Source organism: Nocardia arseniciresistens, assembly GCF_046764875.1.
Taxonomy (GTDB): domain Bacteria; phylum Actinomycetota; class Actinomycetes; order Mycobacteriales; family Mycobacteriaceae; genus Nocardia; species Nocardia arseniciresistens.
Genome location: NZ_JBKORD010000002.1, coordinates 48,764 through 66,670, shown reverse-complemented (window position 1 = coordinate 66,670; position 17,907 = coordinate 48,764). Strand labels below are relative to the sequence as shown.

Genomic DNA, 17,907 nt, shown 5'->3' with positions numbered 1-17,907 from the left:
CCCGCACCCACAGGAGGGGAACACACTCATGCCCGAACAACCTTTAGCCCAAAGCGAACCGCCTGAGGCGCCCCGACCGACAGGAAGCGCGCCATCATCGGACAATGCGTCCGCCGAGGCACACTCGACCCCGTCGGACAGCCCGGCCCCGGACACAACCCCGGCCGCCGCGGAATCCGCCGCACCGACGGTGGCACCGAGCCGACAACCATCGGTGGCCGGGGGCACTGTGACCAGTGCGCCTGCCGCAGTAGGCGCGGCATCGGAAGACGCCGACAGTCCGGGCAGCTCGGCAGCCGCTGCAATCTCGGCAGAGCGTGCAGCGGAGGCGATGCCGCCCGCAATGTCGGCATCCCAGGACCGTCCGTTCACGGAAGTACCGGCATCGACGCCTGTGACTCCCGCGTCGGCAGCGCCCGGACCGACACCGACGGTGCCGCGAGACGGCGCGGATTCGGATCCTGTCACCAAGCCGTCGAATGCCCGGCAAGTGAACTCGTCGACGCCGACGAGTCCCGCACGACCCGTCTCGCCTGCAAGGCGGCAGTCGCGGGCGACGTCGAAGGATATGCCTATTCCGTCTGGAGTTCAGGGGCTCTCCACGCCGAAACCATGGGTACCGCCGAGGTGGCGACGAGTCGCGGTTCCGCGGGGGGTGTTGCCCGCCGTAGGCATCGCCGGAGTCTCGGGTGCGGCTCTGATCCCCTTGGACCGCCCCGGGATCGGGTGGGTGCTGGCCGCAGTGGTGGCCGCGAGTGCGGTGTTCGTGGTGGATCACCGTGCTCGGCGTGCGGCCGCGGGAGCCGAAGAGGCTTCGGCCGATGGCGATAGGCCGTCGGCCCGGCGCGGGGCCGATGATCGGCGAATGGTGGGTGCCGGTAGTGCAGCCGTGGGCTCCGGTCAGCAGCCGTCTAAGACTTCGGTGCCCAACCGCGAAGCAGCCGCCGAGGATGTGGCAGGGGCGAGAGATGTCGGGACTGTACGGAATCGGGGCCGACTCTGGTGGTCGGCCGCGGCGTTGATGTTGCTGGCGGTCGGTACATTTCGTGCCGCCGGGTGGTTGTTCGTGCTGTGCGTGCTTGCCGCGTGTGTGGCTGGATCGCTTGCCGCGGTTGGGCGGCGTTCGGCCAATGGCGTCTGGTACGACGTGATCGCGGTGCCGATCGAATCGTTCGCTGCCTTGCCCTGGGTGTATGCGGCGCTGAGCCGGGTTCGCGGGAGCGGCGGGACTCGGTCCTGGCGGGTCGCGGGATCGGTGGCCGTGACAGTCGCGTTGCTGGCGGTCTTCGTGCCATTGCTCAGCGGGGCGGATGCGACGTTCGCGAAAATGCTGGCCAGCGTGACACCGGAGATCGCCGCGGATTCGGTAGTGCGGTGGATTGTGCTGTTCGTCGTCGTCGGGCTCGGTTCCCTCGGTGCGATGTACCTGCTGGCCGGGCCTCCTGCCGAGGCGGCCACCGGGGGAGGACCCGAGATCGGCCGGTCGCTGCACCGGCTGGAGTGGGCATTGCCTGTCGGCGCGCTGACCGCATTGTTCGCCGTGTTCGTCGGCGCCCAATTCGTCGCGCTGTTCGGTGGCGACAGCTATGTCCAGCGCACCGGCGGGCTCACCTATGCCGAATATGCCCGCAGTGGTTTCTGGCAGCTCTCGATCGTCACCATGTTGACCCTTGCTGTCATCCTCGTCGTCTTGCGAGGGGCGTCGAAGGACTCGGTGTCTGATCGCATATGGCTGCGGACGTTGTTGTGCGCGATCAGTCTGCTGTCGTTGGTCATCGTCGCGTCCGCGCTCGGTCGCATGTGGACGTATCAGCAGGCATATGGATTCACGGTGCTTCGAGTGCTGGTCGAGGTCTGCGAACTGTGGCTCGGTCTTGTCTATCTCCTGGTGATCGCCGCGGTGCTGCGGCTGGAACGTGCCTGGCTGCCACGCGCCGCGATCGGTACCGCCATGGCGACATTGCTGGCTCTCGCGGTATTGAACCCGGAAGCCCTTGTCGCCGACAAGAACATCGACCGCTGGCAGCACGGCAAGGAACTCGACACCGAGTACCTGAGCACGCTCTCGCCCGATATCTTCCCTGTCATGCGGCGGTTACCCGAGCCGCTGCGCGCCGAGGTGCTCGATCCGATTCGCGCGGACCTCGACGGCGACAGCTGGCAGGGCTGGAATCTGTCGCGTGCCCGCGCACGCTGAAGGAGGCCCGCTCGTCCCCGAAGGCAATACACTTGTATTATCCCTGCTTGTGGGTTATAACTGGCCTGAGTGGGCTTTGCTATCACTGATCGGGATCGACCCCCGCGAGGTGCAGCAAGTGCTCACCGGTGTTCGCCGATGGCCTCGGCGGGCGCGCGGTCCAGGCGGGCTGGCGGTCCTGACAGTATGGGGCCGAACCGACGCGGGCAGGCCGCTGATCGTCGCCCTCCGCCGGACCGAGGACTGGCAGTGGGACATCCTGGGTGCTGTCGCTATGACAGACACGCAGGTCGCGGAGTTCGAGCGTTGGGAGCACGCCGATGACTGACTATCCGACGAACCCGGGGGACATCCAGGATTTCCTGGCGGGCCTCGAATTCGGTGACGATCCCGTGGGTCCGGCCGAAGCGCCGCCCGTGTTGCGCGACGATGCGGTCACCGTCACCACCTCGCTGCGCATCCCGTTCGAACTGCATCAGCGAGTGAAGAAGGCCGCGGAGACCCGCAACGTCACCATGTCGGCACTGATCCGCGACTGGATCGAACTCGAACTCGCCGCCCTGGAGAACGACCAGCCGATCTCGCGCGCCGACGCACTGCGTGCTCTGGCCGCTTTACACCCCCTGCGCCAGTCGGCATAGCCGACCGGTCACGCAGTCGCCTCGGTACGACGGGGCAACATGGCGGCTAGTTGCGCGGCGAACTCGTCGGCAGCGATGAGGTAGCCGACATGGTTGCCCGCGAACTCCACGACATCGAGCTCGAGCTGCTGGGCGAGAACGGCATTCGGCTGCGCAGGGAAGCTGTCTTTCGAATCGTGTCCGACGGCGAGCACGAGCTTGGCCGATGCCGCCCGCAATGCCATGAGGTCCGGTGTGTAGCGGGGGTATTGGCGCAGTTCGTGTTCCATCCAGAATTGCAGATTCTGCTGAATCCGAGCCGTCATCGCGGCCGCGTCGGGCGGCAGGTCTTCGACCGGTGGACGCTCGGGCATCCGCAGGCCGACACCCGCGGCGAACGCGCCCATCGCGGCGAGAGTGCCTTCGCTGTTGCTCTTTTCGTGGATGTCGTCGAGGAAGGCGAGCCACTTGTCGCCGTCGGGTAGCACGGTGGCCAGCGGCGGTTCGTGTGCGATCACCGTGTCGGTGAGCTCAGGGTGGGTGCTGAGCAGTTCCAGCGCGACGATCGCCCCTGAGCTGCTACCGAGGACGTAGGCGGGCCGATCGGTCAGATGGCGCAGAAGTGCCGCGGCATCGGCGCCGTCGTTGGCCACCCGGCTCGCCGGTGACCCGTCGATCGGACTGCGGGAGAAGCCGCGTCGATCGTAGGAGACCACCGTGTAGCGGTCGGCCATCCGCTCGGCGAGCGCGTCGAAGATGCTCGCGTCCCCGTTGCCGCCGGGGATCAGCAGCAAAAGCGGGCCTGCGCCACGGATTTCGTAGTAGAGGTTCGCGCCGGGAACGGCGAGAGTGTGGTTGGTCGGAATGTCCATCGGGAAGGCTCCTGGGAGTAGTGACAGTTGCTGCAACGCTTCTCGGATGACGGGTAGGGCCGCGACCGGTGGGTCGGCGTCGACCCAGCGGGTGATGGCCACGTGCAGCGCCGCCGAGATGGCGCCCGCCATGATCCGCGGGAACATATCGGCGTCGAGATCGCGGTCGGTCCGCTCGGCGATGGCTTCGGCGAGCGCCTCTTGGATCACGTTCTGCGCCTTGAGGTATTCGCCTTGCAGCGCGGGTGCGCCGGTAATCAGCCGCACGCCCTTCGTCCAGGCGGGGTCGGGAGTTTCGGCGTCGCGGAACTCGGTGAGCACCGCGTGGATGATCGCGGGCCACAGCGACTCGGTGCTCGGCCGCTCGCGCAGCCCGTCGGCGATCCGTCGTGCCCGATCCACCGCGATCGCGCAGATGGCCTCGTACTTACTGGCGAAGTAGTTGTTGAAAGTGCGCGTGGAAACGCCTGCCGCCGTGGCGATGTCCTCGACCAGCACGTCCTCGAGCCCGAGCTCCACCGCGAGCCGCAGCGCCGCGAATCCCAGCGCTTCGCGTGTCGCCATTTTCTTGCGTTCGCGCAATCCGAGTACGAATGCCACGCCACCTACGGTACCGAAAGTTGCGTGATACGCAAGATTGCGGGATCGGAAAGGTTTGCCGGGCAAAGGGATCCGGAGGGCGATCAGTCCGGGAATTGCGCGCTGACAGCGATGCCGATGGCGGCCAACGTCGCCGATGTCAGCGGGCCGATGATCACCATCGCGACAACGGCCCCAAGTAGTAGGTGAGCGCGAACGCCCGGTCTCGGCTCGATCGGCGGGATGAGCCGCTCGACCCGTGCGGGGAGGTCGACGCCGTTCATGCCGAGTGCGGGGGAGGCGGATTCGGGGATGCCGGAGAGGGTGAGCAGGGCGCGCAAGACAGCGGCTCGGCCGTGCACCCGAGCCGCGGCATCGTCGGCGCACATCTCCAGTAGCCGCGCGACCTCGGTCGCACCCAGGGTGAACAGTTCGATCCTGGCGAGATTGGCCGCGAGTCCGCGAGTCAGTGCGAGCCACAGATGGTGCCGACCGGCCAGGTGCGCTCGTTCGTGCTCCAATACGGCACGCAACTGGCCGTCGTCGAGAGCGGCGATCGCGCCCCTGGTGACGACGATCGTGTGTTGCTTGCCCGCGACGCTGTATGCGGCGAGTTCGGCGACATCGAGCACGATGGCGTCCAGTCCGGCATCATGACGGCCCGCGATCCGCACCATCCGCGCGTGTTCGTGAGTTGTGCTGCGAGCCAACAGGAACCATCGGCCGACCCGCACGAGCAGCACTACACCCGCGCAGGTGGCGAAGCCCGTCAGTGCGAGAAATCCGCCCTGCGCCAGGACTCCGTAGTGGCCGGTAGCGGCGTCGTGCAGTTGCGTGTAGCAGCTGTCGAGCACCGGACGGCCCGGCTCGGCCACATCGATGATCACGTAGGCGATGACGATCACCGGAACCGCTACCCATGAGACGACCACGGAACCGATCGCGCTGAGCCACGCGACCAACTCGAACTTGGCTGCGGCACCACGGTGCGTCAGTCGCGCGAGCGGGCGCGGCGCGAGTACGGCGACGGCGAAGCTATAGAGAAGCAGGCAAACCGCCTCGCTCATCCGGCGGCCCGAAGCGTGGTCGGCGGCCGGATTGGTGCCGATAGCTCGGTGCCGCGTTGCTTCGAAGTCTCTAGTGCGTGAAAACGCGTCAAGCGTTCCTCCTATCGATCGGCGTCGGGCCGCGGCGGCAAACCGTGAATGCACTCAATCTAGCGGACACCTACTATCTACATACGTAATATCTGCTTGTCCATAGAGTGCGCGATGTCCGCGAATCCCCATGCTGAACTTGTGGATTCGCGGTGCGTATGGCGGCGGGGCTCGGTATCGCTGTGACGTGCCGTGCCCAGGTGTGACGCGAGTGCTACGTGGTCGGCTGCGTTCGCTGCTGCGCGGCCGCGCCCTCGGCAGACTTCGCGTGCGCCTGATTTCGCCGAAGCCGCAGCGCGGCACGCAGGCCCGCGGACTCATCTGCGTCGATCTGCTCGACGAAATACGCCAGCACGAGGTCCGATCGACCACCGCCGTGCAGTGCCTCGCGCATCAGCGCGGCGCTGTACTGCTCGCGCGTCAATGTGGGTTGATACACGTAGGCCTTACCGACGCGTTCCCGCTCGAGACAGCCTTTGCGATGCAAATTGTCCATCGTGGACATCACTGTGGTGTAAGCGATCTCGCGTTGGGCGACAATTTCGTCGAGAATCCCACGGACAGTTGTTGGTTCGTCACGATCCCATACCCGGTCCATAATGACCGCTTCGAGCTCACCGAATCTGGGTATGCGCATACTTCACCTCCAGTAGCGGCGGTGGCGGGACCGGCATCCCGTCGCACACTACTTTCTGCGTACGTACATAGTACTTTCAGTCGCGTCGGTTCGCGCGCCGAGACGAAGCAGCGGTATGGGCCGCACCCTGTCGGGCGTTCACGGTTTGCGGGCGATCCCGCCGATCATCAACCGTTGGGTGATGGTCAGTTCGCCGGGTGCTCCGTCGGTCGGTCGCCATTCGGGCAGGTATGCCAGACCGGGCTCGACCAGTTCGAGACCTCGGAACAAACCGAGCACTTCCTCGTGCGTCCGAAAACGCCCTGTACCAAGGAATTCCAGGAACGACTTCTCCAGCGCGCGGGCCTCGGGGCCCGAATCGCAGAAGTGGGTGATGAACAGGTGGCTGCCCGAGGGGACGGCGCTGAGGTAGCTGTCGACGATGGCCGCGGGGTCTTCGTCGTCGTGCAGGTGGTGCAGGATGCCGACGAGCATGACCGCGACCGGCTGGGAGAAGTCGATGGTCTGCGCAACCGCGGGGTCCGCCAGCACCTCGGCGGGGGAACGCAGGTCCGCGGCGACGACGACGGTGCCTTCGCTGTGCTCTACCAGTGCTCGTCCATGGGCCAGTGCGATCGGATCGAAGTCGACGTAGGCGACCTTCGCCTCCGGCTGTAGTGACCGCGCGACCTGGTGGGTGTTCTCCATCGTCGGTAACCCGGCCCCGAGGTCGAGAAACTGCGTGATGCCCGCGGTACCGGCGAGGTAGCGGACGCCGCGCCCGAGTATCGCCCGATTGATCCTGGCGACCTCACTGATCTCCGGCAGCGTCTCGGCGAGATGCTCGACGACGGCGTTGTCGGCGGCGAAGTTGTCCGTCCCGCCGAGTAGCGCGTCGTAAACGCGCGCGATGCTCGGTTTGGTCGTGTCAACGCCCGCCGACTTCGAACCTGTCATCGTTGATCCTCCTGTACCGCATTGCCACAGCTATCGAACTCAGATGAACCTAACCACGGCGACTTCGTTCGTGCCGGCCAATCGGGCCATTCGGTGTTGACGATGAAGTCCCGAGCGCCACAGTCGATCTCACTGCTGCTGGGGCATCCGCACGAGCTGGCCGCCGCCGGTCTCGGGCCGGAGCTGCCCGGGATCGACCTACGTTTCCCCGACGGACGGATTCTCTGTTTCGAAGTCAATCCGAGCCCGGCACATCGTGTACGAGGACGCGACGGGCCAGCCGATGGCCGCGACCCTCGCGCGCCACTTGCAGTCGTGGTAGATCACGCCGGGATCGGGCTATGGTGCACTCGCGGGTAAAATCGGCTCCGAACGTGTCTGATTGATAGACAGTGTGCGCGAGTCTGTATAGGGTTTCCTGGGTTCAGCGAAGGCATGGCAACCGATGTCATCGCGTCGACCGCCGATTTGCGAGTCGGAGTTCCTGTATCGAGAGACCGTCGTGATGGCTACTGGCGGGTTAATGGTTCGATGATGTGGTCTTGACCGTGTTGTGTGGCAACAGCTTCCTCGGTGCGGCCCAGTGCCGCCGCGACGGACAGGGAAGGTACAGGATGGTAACCATCGCGCAGTTGCGGGCGGTGTTGGCGATTCTGCGGATCGATCCCGCGGAGATCGGCGGGCAGGACCACGGTGCGGGATTTCGCGGGCCGGTCTCGGAGCGCTCACTGCTGGTCGGATTGCTCTATCGCGCGGCCAGTGGCGAACTGCGGCGAGTACTCACCATGACCGAGGGCGGCGGCGCACACTCCGCCGCGCCGAGCACCCGGCAGATCGATGGCGAGAATGCCAGCGAGCAGGCGGGTTTCGACGCCCGCTGGCTGCGTGACCGAATCGAGGCGTTGGCCGCCGAGACGACGGTCGACCCCGCGCCGATCCTGCTCGATGCGGCGGCCAGGTCGGCCGATGCCACCGAGGCACTGCTGTCGTTGAGCCGCAACCCTGGCGACGGTGACGCCGAATCCCGATGGCAACAGGCACTCGACGATCTCGGGCAGGCCTACCACTTGATCAACGATGAATACGTGGAGCGGACGAACGCGACCACAGCGCCGCTGCGATAGACCGCGGGTGTCTCGGAGTCAGCGGATGGGGAAGTCGAAGTAGGTCTGCGGGAAGGGTTCGTCCCTCAAAGTGAAGTGCCACCATTCCTCGGGCAGATTCTTGAACCCGTGTTCGTCCATCAGATTCGCCAAGAGCGTGCGCATCGCCCGCTGGGTGCCGCCGACGGCTGGACTCGCGGTGTGGGCAGCGGGATCGAAGCAGTCGTAGCCGGTACCGAAATCGAGGATGTTGTCGTGGAAGCGCTGATCGGTGGGCAGGGCGCACTCGCGCAGCGGATCGCCCTCGCGATACTGCTCGGGTTCGGCCGCGGGCAGCGCGACGATGGCGAGGTCGAGCGTGCTGCCCCGACTGTGGCCTGACTTCTCGGCGATGTAGCCGTCCCGGAACAGGTTCGCCTTGTCCACTGCGGGGTAGAACTCGGCCTTCATCTTCACATCACCGAGATCTCGCGCCCACGCGACGAAATGGTCGACCGCACGCTGTGGGCGGTAACAGTCGTAGGTCTTCAGCGCGAGATTCATCGGCCGCAACTCCTGCTGGACCTGGGCCAGGGCCGCTGCCGCCTGTTCGGTCAGCAGGCATTTGGGCGCTTCGTACCCGGTGACCCGCGTGCCGAGGAAGTTGTGCTGCCCGAAATAGCGAGCCTCGACGATGATCGTCGGATCCACGTCGGTAATGGAAACGAAGGACTCCGTACCCGGCGGCGGTGGTGCGTCGACACGGCTGCCGTCGCACGCGGCGAGCGCCACGGCCACCACACCAGCCAGTATCAGTGAGCCGAGACGCCGCGACAACGGCATGGGACTCAACGCTCGCCTGCGTGTAGAAATTCGCCGGTACCGCTGCGGGTGACGTCGTATCCGAGTAGTCGTTCGGCTTCCTCGATGCCGCCCTGTAGGTCACCGACCGCGTTCATCTTCGACAGGTCCAACCCGATCGTGACCAGTGTCAGGGCGATCTCCGAGGAAAGGCCGGTGATGATCACGCTCGCACCCATCAACCCGGACGCTTCGACCGTCTGCACGAGATGGTTGGCGACGGTGGAGTCGATCGTCGGCACACCGGTGATGTCGATGACGACGACCTTGGCGCGATTGTTGCGAATGGCGCCGAGTAGCTGTTCGGTGAGCTGGCGGGCGCGTTGCCCGTCGAGCACGCCGATGATAGGCAGGATCAGCAGCTGCTCGCGCACCTGGAGCACGGGCGTCGAGAGCTCCCGGATCGCTTCCTGCTGTTGGCGGATGATGCGTTCGCGCTCCTGCACGAACGAGATGGCCACGGTGCTGGCGATGCGGTTCGCTGCCGGTTCGTAGACGTCGAGGACCTGGTTTAGCAGTTCGAAGTCGCCCTGATACTTCTCGAACAGCGAACGCGCGAGCACATCACGCAGCAGCAGCACGATACCGAGGACCTCATCTGTTTCCACGCCACGCGGAATGATGCGTTCGGACAGGTCGCGGGCGTAGTCCTGCAGCGCCTCCACCGAACCGGTCTCCAGCACCGCGACGTAGTTGTCGTACACCGACGTCGCCTCGGAGAACATCTCATCCGGAGTCATCGCGGTCAGCAGCTGCGCCTCGGTGATCCGCCGAGCCCATTCCTCCCGCAGTATCGTGCGGTTCTGGCGCAGGTGCTCCACCAGCTCGGAGAGCAGTCCCTCGTTCGATCCGGTAGGAATCGTCGCGTTACCGACTTCGTGCGACACCTTGGGCACCACTGTCTCCGATCCCGACCCGGGTGACTTACACCCGACAGCAACCGACCCGCCCACGGCGTCCGTGGACCAATGCCGACTGGTACGCGGAATCTTATACCGAGTCCTGGTCGAACACCGTGCGCTTGTGTCCCCCGCACATTTCGCTGAGTCGAGGTCCGGCGGAGCGTCCGTATCCGAGCGCGGGGCCGCACTGAGCCGTTGCGGTACAGGGCCGATGGCGTCGGCCGGCCGACACCGCCACGATCATTCCCGTGGTTCGGATGCGGGTTTGGGTGTGGACCGCAGGCGAGTCGACACATTGAGGATGGGCTCGACCACGCGGGCGGCGATCGGGCCGATGACCGCCATGATCAGTACATAGGTCGTGGCCATCGCGGCGAACTCGTTGGGGACCGCGCCCGCCGCGACGGCCAGACCCGCGATCACGATGGAGAACTCGCCGTGTGCAACGAGTGCGGTGCCGGCACGGGCCCGACCGTAGCGAGATGCCCCGGCCTGCCGGGCGGCCCACCAGCCGGTGGCCAATTTGGTGGCGGTGGTGACCACCGCCAGGAGGCAGGCCCACCCCAATACCGGTGGGATGCTCGCCGGATCGGTGGTCAGACCGAACAGTACGAAGAACATCGCCGCGAACAGGTCGCGCAGCGGTTCGAGGATCTTCGTCGCGTTGTGTGCGGTCGAATCGGAGATTGCGATACCGAGCAGGAACGCGCCCACCGCCGCGGAAACCTGGACCGCTGAGGCGAATCCGGCGACCAGCAGCGCGGCGCCGAGCAGTTTGAGCAGGAATATCTCACGATCCTCGCTGGCGACGACCGCCGAGACGTATTTGCCGTAGCGCAAGGCGACCACGAGCACCACGGTGACCGCGATCAATGCGATGGCCAGGGTCTTCAATCCGGCAAGGAATCCGACACCGGCGAGCACCGCGGTCAATACCGGCAGATAGCCGGCCATCACGAGATCCTCGAACACCAGGATCGACAGGATCACCGGTGTTTCCCGGTTTCCGAGTCGGCCGAGGTCGTTGAGTACTTTCGCGACGATCCCGGAGGAAGAGATATAGGTGACGCCCGCCATCGCGATCGCGCCCGTGAGACCCCAATCCAGAGCGAGGGCGACCAGGACGCCGGGCGTCGCATTGAGTGCGATGTCGAGCAGTCCGGCCTGCCAGGATCTTCGCATCCCGGTAACCAGCTCCGGCGCACTGTATTCCAGGCCGAGCAGCAGCAACAGCAACACCACACCGATCTCGCTGGCGAGGTGGATGAACTCGTCGACATTGCTCAAGGCGATGAATCCGCCGTTGCCGAAGACGAGCCCGCCGATGAGATAGAGGGGGATCGGCGACATTCCGATGCGGGCGGCGAGGCGGCCGAGCAGGCCGAGGCCAAAAAATACCGCGCCCAGCTGGATCAGCGAGAGCGCGGTTCCTTCGAACACCATTGATCAGCCGTGGCTTAGGAGATCGGCGGCGGCGTCGAGGCCGTCCGCGGTACCGACGATGACGAGTAGATCGCCAGAGGCGAAGGTGAAATCGGGGCCCGGCGAAGCGATGACCTGCCCGGCGCGCATCACCGCGACGATGGATGCCGTTGTCCGTGTTCGCATCTCGGTTTCGCCGAGCATGCGTCCGTCGAAGGGGGAGCCGCGCAGGATCGGGAACTGTCGCGTGTTGACTCCTTCGAGTTCCCGATGTTCTTCGCGCAGCCGCGCCACCAACTGTGGTGCTCCGAGCAGGTTCGCCAGCGCCGCGGCCTCGGTGGCCGACAGATGTAGTTGATCGGTGACATCCGGGTTGTCGGCCTTGCTGAGGATCAGGTCGATCGTGCCGTCTCGACGGTCGATGACACCGATCCTTCGATGCGCGCTTTTGATCGGAAAGTCCTTACGTACACCGATTCCTGGTAACGGTGTCACCTCAACATTCACCCCACGAGCCTAGCTTCGCCCGCACCGCCGCATGCACTGGGTGGGCGTTTTGTCCGTTTGCCTTCTCTCGAATCGGGGTTGTAGCAGGCGAAACGTCGTTTCGATTGCGACCCCGGCGATCCGGATATACGTGCGGTGACCGATCGTGTGTCGATTTGGGGAAGCGCCGTTCGTGTAGTTACCGAAGACAGTCCCTGGTTTCAGCAATCCGATCGCACGAGGAGCAACCATGTTCACGCCGAAAACACTGATCAGCGACCTTTATGTGGGGGAATCACCGCGCTGGCACGACAACAGGCTCTGGTTCGGCAACTGGGGTGGCGCCCAGGAGATCGTCGCGGCCGACCTCGAAGGCAAAACCGAAGTGATCGCGCGCGGCCCCAAGCCTGCCGGGTTCTGCCTCGACTGGCTGCCCGACGGCCGGATGCTCGTGACCGGTGACGATCAACTGCTGCGCCTCGAGTCCGATGGCGCGTTGGTCACCCACGCGGACCTGCGCGGAGTCGGCAGCGCGTTGAACGAGGTTGTCGTGGACGGCCGCGGCACTATCTACGTCAACAGCGTCGGATTCCGTTTCGGCGAAGAGGAATTCCGCCCGGGATCGATCGCGATGATCACCCCCGACGGCAGCATCCGCCGAGTCGCCGAGGACATCTGGTTCCCCAACGGCATGGTTGTCACGCCGGACAACTCGACACTGATCGTCGCGGAGAGCTGGGCGCGGCAGCTCACCGCCTTCGATATCGAACCGGACGGCAGTCTGACCCATCGCAGGATCTGGGCCCAGGTGAATGGCGACGGCATCACCATGGACGCGGACGGTGCGATCTGGACCTCCGATGTCGCCGGGGACCAACCCATCGTCCAGCGCGTCCGCGAAGGTGGCGAGGTACTCGACCGGATCGAACTCGACGGAGCCTGCTTCGCCTGCATGCTCGGCGGCGCGGATGGCACAACACTGTTCCTGATGCTCGCGGACTGGCGAGGCGTCGAGAATATGGGCGAGATGTTCTCCACCCGTACCGGCCGTGTACTCACCGTCGAGGTCGCCGTCCCACGTGCCGGACGGCCGTAGCGCCGACGTGAATGCCGACGGTGCTACACGGCGATGTTGGCACCCAGGGTCTGGGCAATGTTGTTCGCGTTGGCGACGCGTTGCCCTCTGGCTTCGCCGGAGCTCCGTTCATAGAACTGATCGAAGGCCGCTGCTGCATCGCCAGGTGTTTGCGCGGACTTGATATGACCTAATGCGCCGGATTCGCTGCCGCTCAATTCGCTCATCATGAAATCAACCTGGGTGTGCCAGTCGCCGATATCTCGTCCGCCGGGAAGTGCTGGATCTCGTCCGGCGGCAAACGCCTCGAGTTCCGTTCGGCGTCCGCCTTCCCATTGGCACAGGCCGATGGCGCCTTCACGGGGGTTGTAAGCGCCGGTGTCGAAGCCCGACTCGACCTGCATGTTGCCCAAGATGCCCGCGGCCTGCGCCGGTGTGAACCCTTTTTGTATCAGGTACTCGTAAATCTTGCTTGCTTCTGCTTTCTGGCCGGTGGTAATGGCCTCGGCATTTGTGAGATTGCCCATCGAGGGAGTTCCGCTACCCGGAGCGTAATTGTGGCCACCTCCGGGGTGTGCTGCATTGCCATAGCTAGGCCGAGGAATGGGGTCGTTCACATTTCCGGCGTTTTCGTGCAATTTCTTATTCGCGTCGGAAACTTCCTTCGTCATATCGTCAACGAGCGTGTCGATCTTGCCAATGGCATTGAACTGCTCGAGTATGCTCGGCTTTTGTGGAATGCCATTGAAAATTCCGTCGATGTCGCTCACGAGTTTTGTGAGTTTATCGTTCACATCTTTGGCTATTCCGGCCGAATTCTTTGCGATATCGGCTACGTTGACATCGAACGAATTCAAATCTGTTTTATAGAGGTTGACCTGGTCTTTATCGGCGCTGTATTTCGATACCATGTCGCCCTCGCTGAGCGGCGGATCCCCCATTTTTTCGATCTCGGGCAGCGTCATCTGCTCGGCGGTGCCGTCGCCGACGAGATCGTCCCGAAACTTTCGCAACACTGTTTCGATGTGGCCGACGAATGTGTTCAGGATGGGGGCGTCGGTACGCCGTGGCAAGTCTATCGGGACAGGGGGAGCCATCATTCACCTTCCGTCCGCCACTACCTGTTCGGCAGCGTAGCCGGAATTCCGTGAGTGGATTGCCATCCGCCTTCCCGTTCCTGGGAACGCGGCGGCGCCGATGATCAGTCCTCGGGCAGCGGAATCAGTTCGAGGTGTTCGGAGGCCGCCGGTTTCTTGCCGGTACCCGCGATGAGGTTCACGCCACCGCGATGTGCGACAAGCCATTTGCCGCACACGCAACGTAGGTACTGGACGGAGCGGTGTGAGGAGATGTGCATCGGCGAGGACCAGGAGCAGGAGGGGCAGGCGGCGGACATAGGCGCTAAGGGTGGGTAACGACCAGTGCGATAGCAACGACCACAGCGGCGTGGCGGGCGAATCGTGTCCGAACGTCCACCTCGCCGCGTTCGATCCCGTACTGCGCTCACCTGCTATCTTGAACGTCGTTCAAGTAGTGGAGGATGTCGTCGTGGCTGGTGTCGAGAACCCTCGAGCGTCGAGGGTCGGTATGTCCGCGCGGGACATGGCGCAGATCGCCGTGTTCGCGGCGCTGATCGCGGCGTTGGGCCTGCCGGGTGCCATCACAGTCGGATTCAGCGGTGTGCCCATCACGGTGCAGACCCTCGGTGTCATTCTGGCCGGCGCGGTACTCGGCGCGCGCAAAGGCACGGCCGCGGTGCTGGTCTTCCTCGCGCTGACGATGATCGGGCTCCCGCTGCTCTCCGGCGGGCGCACCGGCTTGACGGCGCTGGCGGGACCGAGTGCCGGCTATCTCGTCGGCTGGATTCCCGCGGCCCTGTTCATCGGCCTGCTGACCGCCCGGATTCTGCCGAAGTACCCGACAGTGCTCGGTCTGCTCGTCAACGCGATCGGCGGGATCGGGATCATCTACCTCTTCGGCACCTTGGGGTTGCTGCTGCGGACGGACCTCGGGGTGCGGCACGCGATCACCACGAATTTTGCTTTCATTCCGGGTGACCTGCTGAAAGTCGTCGTCGCGACCGTGGTCGCCAAGGGAGTGCACCGCGCGTACCCCGGTTTGATCGGTGCGTAGCCCCGAACTCGGCGGCGCGCAGGATCAGCCCGCTATCGACGTCGAGGGCCGCACGTTCACCTATGGGCAGTTCGACGCGGCGATCGAGCAGTGGATCGAGCAGCAGGGGCCGCACGCGCCGGTCTACGACGCGTCGAGACTCGCGGTTGTGGACGCGTTGATCTGTGTCTGTGCTGCGGCGCGTCACGGGGTCCCGGTGATTGTCGAGAACCCCGACGCGCGCCCGGATCGCTCGAGTTTTCCGCCGTCGGCGTTTCTCCTGGTCACAACCTCGGGCTCGACCGGCCGCCCACGGTCGCTGGCCAGGACCGCGGCGTCCTGGTACGACAGCTTCCCCGCGTTCACCACGATCACCGGCATCGACGCGACCGACCGCGTACTGCTCACCGGCCCACTGCACGCGACCATGCACCTGTTCGGTGCACTGCACGCGCTGTGGCGCGGCGCGTGTGTCACCGACGATCCGTCGCGGGCGACAGTGGTGCACGCGGTGCCCGCCGTACTGCGTGCGGTGATAGGCACTGCTCCGAAGCTGCGCACAGCGATCGTCGCTGGCATCGCCCTCGATGACGGCGCGACCGCGGCGGCGCGGGGCCTCGAGATCATCGAGTATTACGGGTCCGCCGAGGTCTCCCTTATCGCGGCACGGCGGGTTCCCGCGCCGCTTCGACTGCTCGACGACGTCGAGGCCGAGGTGCGCGGCGGACTGCTCTACGTCCGATCCCCCTACCGTGTCATCGGTGCGCCCGACTGGTTCGGCGTCGGTGATCTCGCGCAGTTGGGCGAGGACCGTGAGCTCACCGTCCTCGGCAGGGGCGAGTCCGCTATCAACGTCGGCGGCACCACCGTGGTCGCCGAGGATGTGGAGCGCATCCTCGAGATGCTCGACGGTGTCACTGCCGCCGCCGTCATCGGATCGCCGCACGAGGTATTCGGTGAAACTGTCACGGCCGCAGTGCAACTCGACGGCGCTGGTATCGATGAGATTCGGTCGCGAGCGCGCCGAGTTCTGACAAAGGAAGCCATGCCGCGCCGCTGGGTCCCGCTGCCCGCACTGCCGAGGACCGCCAGCGGCAAGCTTGCCCGAGGTCGGCTGAAAGACTTGCTGACATGAATGTCCCGGTACTGGTCGCGCCGCGTCGGACACCGATCGGCAACGCCGGGCACGGATTCGCCGATCTGACCACCACCGACCTGGCCGCACCCGTGCTGCGGGAGGTGTTGTCCTGCTTGCGCGAGCTGGGTATCGACGCCGAGGTGGACGATGTCGTGCTCGGTAACTGTCTCGGTCCGGGCGGAGACCCAGCGCGGGTCGCGGCATTACAGGCCGGATTGGGTGTGCACGTTCCCGGTGTCACCGTCGACCGTCAGTGTGGCTCCGGCCTGGATGCGGTCATGCAGGCGGCGTTGCGGGTGCGCGGCGGCGCGGACGAGCTCATTGTGGCCGGCGGCGTCGAATCGGCGAGCACGGCGCCGTGGCGATTCTGGCCACCGGTCTCCGCGGCGGATCCCGTGCGATACACCCGTGCTCCTTTTGCGCCGCCCGGCTTTCCGGATCCTGATATGGGTGTGGCCGCCGACGACCTCGCGCGCGTTCGCGGTATCAGCAGGCAGCGACAGGATGCGTACGCGGCGCGCTCACACACTCTCGCCGCGGCAGCCGACTTCTCCTCGGAGATCGTCGCGATCGGCGAGGTACACCGCGACGAACGCATCCGCTCGGGTATGACCGAGGCCAGGCTCGCGCGGCTGCGACCGAGCTTCGGCGTCGACGGAACCGCTACCGCCGGTAATTGCTGTGGCATCTCCGACGGCGCCGCCGCGCTGGCCGTCACCACCGAGTCGCTGGCCGCGGGGATGCCCGCGCTGCGGATACTCGGGTCAGCGGTCGCCGGAACCGATCCGGCGTTCCCCGGCCTCGGCCCGGTCCCCGCAATACGTAAACTGTTGCAGCGCAACGGAGTCGATGTCGCCGACCTCGGCATCATCGAGATCACCGAGGCCTTCGCGTCGGTAGTTCTCGCGGTGTCGGACGAATTGGGATTGGACGAGTCCACCATCTGCCCCGAAGGCGGCGCCATCGCAATGGGCCATCCGTGGGGAGCGTCCGGAGCTATCTTGCTGGTGCGGTTGGCAAGCCAGATGCTGCGCGAGGGCGGCCCCGCCCTGGGGCTCGCGGCATGTGCCATCGGCGGCGGGCAGGGCATCGCAATGCTTGTGGAGCGGGTGTCGTGAGCGAGATCGTCTTCGACTCGGTGAGCCACCACTTCGGCGACCGAAAAGTGGTGCGCGATATCGACTTACGCATCACCGAGCGCCGCGTCGGGATCATCGGATCCAACGGCTCCGGCAAGTCGACGGTGGCGCGCATGATCAACGGGTTGCTGAAGCCGACCTCCGGCATCGTCACGGTCGACGGAGTCGACGCGGCGCGAAAGGGCGCGCAGGTGCGCCGCAAAGTCGGGTTCGTCTTCACCGACCCCGACACCCAGATCGTCATGCCGACGGTCTCGGAGGATCTCGCCTTCTCGCTGCGCCGGACCGGTCTGAGTAAGCCGGAGGTCGGTGCGCGTGTGCAGCAGATGCTGGTCCGGTTCGGGCTCACCGAGCACGCCGATCATCCCGCGCACCTGCTCTCCGGCGGTCAGAAGCAGCTGCTCGCCATTGGTGCGGTCCTCATCCGCAGGCCGGAGGTGATCATTGCCGACGAGCCGACCACCCTGCTGGATCTGCGCAATGCCCGCGTGGTCGCCGACGCACTCGACTCCGTGGACCAGCAGGTGATCGTGGTGACTCATCAACTGTCGCTGCTGGAGGGCTTCGACCGCGTCATCGTCATCGACGACGGTGCCGTTGCGTTCGACGGGACCCCAGCCGATGCTGTTCCCGCGTACCGGAATTCGGTCGAATGATCGGCGTTGTGCACCAGATGTCGCCGCGGGAGCGCG

Annotated in this window: 18 protein-coding genes; 9 read left to right on the top strand and 9 right to left on the bottom strand. The window is 65.3% G+C overall.

Annotation, left to right across the window (positions count from 1 at the left end; genetic code table 11):
• Window positions 1–655: 655 nt before the first annotated feature.
• From ACLMAJ_RS03975 to ACLMAJ_RS03965, 3 genes are read left to right on the top strand one after another with little or no spacing between them, the layout of a single operon-like run.
• Window positions 656–2,197 carry a DUF4153 domain-containing protein gene (locus ACLMAJ_RS03975; RefSeq protein ID WP_412012100.1) on the top strand — a complete coding sequence of 514 codons (1,542 nt, stop codon included), beginning with the start codon at window positions 656–658 and terminating at the stop codon, window positions 2,195–2,197.
• 49 nt (window positions 2,198–2,246) lie between these two features.
• Complete coding sequence (locus tag ACLMAJ_RS03970; RefSeq protein ID WP_412012099.1) at window positions 2,247–2,525, top strand: hypothetical protein; 279 nt, start codon at window positions 2,247–2,249, stop codon at window positions 2,523–2,525.
• Window positions 2,518–2,838, top strand: a complete 321-nt coding sequence (locus tag ACLMAJ_RS03965) for a ribbon-helix-helix domain-containing protein (RefSeq protein WP_412012098.1) — start codon at window positions 2,518–2,520, stop codon at window positions 2,836–2,838. The genes ACLMAJ_RS03970 and ACLMAJ_RS03965 overlap by 8 nt, the downstream gene beginning before the upstream one ends.
• A gap of 8 nt (window positions 2,839–2,846) precedes the next feature.
• Here ACLMAJ_RS03965 and ACLMAJ_RS03960 read toward each other — a convergent pair whose 3' ends face one another.
• From ACLMAJ_RS03960 to ACLMAJ_RS03945, 4 genes are all read right to left on the bottom strand, one after another.
• Window positions 2,847–4,289, bottom strand: a complete 1,443-nt coding sequence (locus tag ACLMAJ_RS03960; protein WP_412012097.1) for an alpha/beta fold hydrolase — start codon at window positions 4,287–4,289, stop codon at window positions 2,847–2,849.
• Window positions 4,290–4,372: 83 nt separating this feature from the next.
• Window positions 4,373–5,335, bottom strand: a complete 963-nt coding sequence (locus ACLMAJ_RS03955; RefSeq protein WP_412012096.1) for a M56 family metallopeptidase — start codon at window positions 5,333–5,335, stop codon at window positions 4,373–4,375.
• A 304-nt stretch (window positions 5,336–5,639) separates the two neighbouring features.
• Window positions 5,640–6,062 carry a BlaI/MecI/CopY family transcriptional regulator gene (locus tag ACLMAJ_RS03950; protein WP_412012094.1) on the bottom strand — a complete coding sequence of 141 codons (423 nt, stop codon included), beginning with the start codon at window positions 6,060–6,062 and terminating at the stop codon, window positions 5,640–5,642.
• A 138-nt stretch (window positions 6,063–6,200) separates the two neighbouring features.
• A complete protein-coding gene (locus tag ACLMAJ_RS03945) occupies window positions 6,201–6,998 on the bottom strand; it encodes an SAM-dependent methyltransferase (protein ID WP_412012092.1) in 798 nt (265 codons plus the stop codon).
• A gap of 614 nt (window positions 6,999–7,612) precedes the next feature.
• Between ACLMAJ_RS03945 and ACLMAJ_RS03940 the strand changes: the two genes are divergently transcribed.
• Window positions 7,613–8,122, top strand: a complete 510-nt coding sequence (locus ACLMAJ_RS03940) for a hypothetical protein (RefSeq protein WP_412012091.1) — start codon at window positions 7,613–7,615, stop codon at window positions 8,120–8,122.
• Window positions 8,123–8,140: 18 nt separating this feature from the next.
• On the opposite strand, the gene ACLMAJ_RS03935 is transcribed toward ACLMAJ_RS03940, so the two are convergent.
• From ACLMAJ_RS03935 to ACLMAJ_RS03920, 4 genes are all read right to left on the bottom strand, one after another.
• The gene (locus tag ACLMAJ_RS03935) at window positions 8,141–8,923 is read right to left on the bottom strand and encodes a M15 family metallopeptidase (RefSeq protein WP_412012090.1); all 783 of its coding nucleotides are present in this window, start codon (window positions 8,921–8,923) and stop codon (window positions 8,141–8,143) included.
• 5 nt (window positions 8,924–8,928) lie between these two features.
• Window positions 8,929–9,837 carry an STAS domain-containing protein gene (locus ACLMAJ_RS03930; protein WP_412012089.1) on the bottom strand — a complete coding sequence of 303 codons (909 nt, stop codon included), beginning with the start codon at window positions 9,835–9,837 and terminating at the stop codon, window positions 8,929–8,931.
• A 246-nt stretch (window positions 9,838–10,083) separates the two neighbouring features.
• On the bottom strand, window positions 10,084–11,286 hold the full coding sequence (locus tag ACLMAJ_RS03925; protein WP_412012088.1) for a cation:proton antiporter: 1,203 nt from the start codon (window positions 11,284–11,286) through the stop codon (window positions 10,084–10,086).
• Between the two features lie 3 nt (window positions 11,287–11,289).
• Window positions 11,290–11,772, bottom strand: a complete 483-nt coding sequence (locus tag ACLMAJ_RS03920; RefSeq protein ID WP_412012087.1) for a cation:proton antiporter regulatory subunit — start codon at window positions 11,770–11,772, stop codon at window positions 11,290–11,292.
• A gap of 229 nt (window positions 11,773–12,001) precedes the next feature.
• On the opposite strand from ACLMAJ_RS03920, the gene ACLMAJ_RS03915 reads away from it, so the two are divergent.
• Entirely contained in the window at window positions 12,002–12,847 is an 846-nt protein-coding gene (locus ACLMAJ_RS03915; protein ID WP_412012086.1) for an SMP-30/gluconolactonase/LRE family protein, read from the top strand.
• 23 nt (window positions 12,848–12,870) lie between these two features.
• Here ACLMAJ_RS03915 and ACLMAJ_RS03910 read toward each other — a convergent pair whose 3' ends face one another.
• Window positions 12,871–13,926: a phage tail tip lysozyme gene (locus ACLMAJ_RS03910; protein ID WP_412012085.1), complete on the bottom strand. Its 1,056-nt coding sequence runs from the start codon at window positions 13,924–13,926 to the stop codon at window positions 12,871–12,873.
• 448 nt (window positions 13,927–14,374) lie between these two features.
• Here ACLMAJ_RS03910 and ACLMAJ_RS03905 point away from each other — a divergent pair, with 448 nt between their 5' ends.
• Genes ACLMAJ_RS03905 through ACLMAJ_RS03890 form a run of 4 tightly spaced genes read left to right on the top strand, consistent with a single transcriptional unit; the run spans window position 14,375 to window position 17,871 of the window.
• Entirely contained in the window at window positions 14,375–14,959 is a 585-nt protein-coding gene (locus ACLMAJ_RS03905) for a biotin transporter BioY (protein ID WP_412012084.1), read from the top strand.
• Window positions 14,952–16,073, top strand: a complete 1,122-nt coding sequence (locus ACLMAJ_RS03900) for a class I adenylate-forming enzyme family protein (protein WP_412012083.1) — start codon at window positions 14,952–14,954, stop codon at window positions 16,071–16,073. Before ACLMAJ_RS03905 ends, ACLMAJ_RS03900 begins: the two co-directional genes overlap by 8 nt.
• Complete coding sequence (locus ACLMAJ_RS03895; RefSeq protein ID WP_412012082.1) at window positions 16,070–17,194, top strand: thiolase family protein; 1,125 nt, start codon at window positions 16,070–16,072, stop codon at window positions 17,192–17,194. The genes ACLMAJ_RS03900 and ACLMAJ_RS03895 overlap by 4 nt, the downstream gene beginning before the upstream one ends.
• Window positions 17,191–17,871 (top strand): energy-coupling factor ABC transporter ATP-binding protein, encoded by a 681-nt coding sequence (locus ACLMAJ_RS03890; protein WP_412012081.1) that lies wholly within the window; start codon window positions 17,191–17,193, stop codon window positions 17,869–17,871. Before ACLMAJ_RS03895 ends, ACLMAJ_RS03890 begins: the two co-directional genes overlap by 4 nt.
• Window positions 17,872–17,907: the final 36 nt, after the last annotated feature.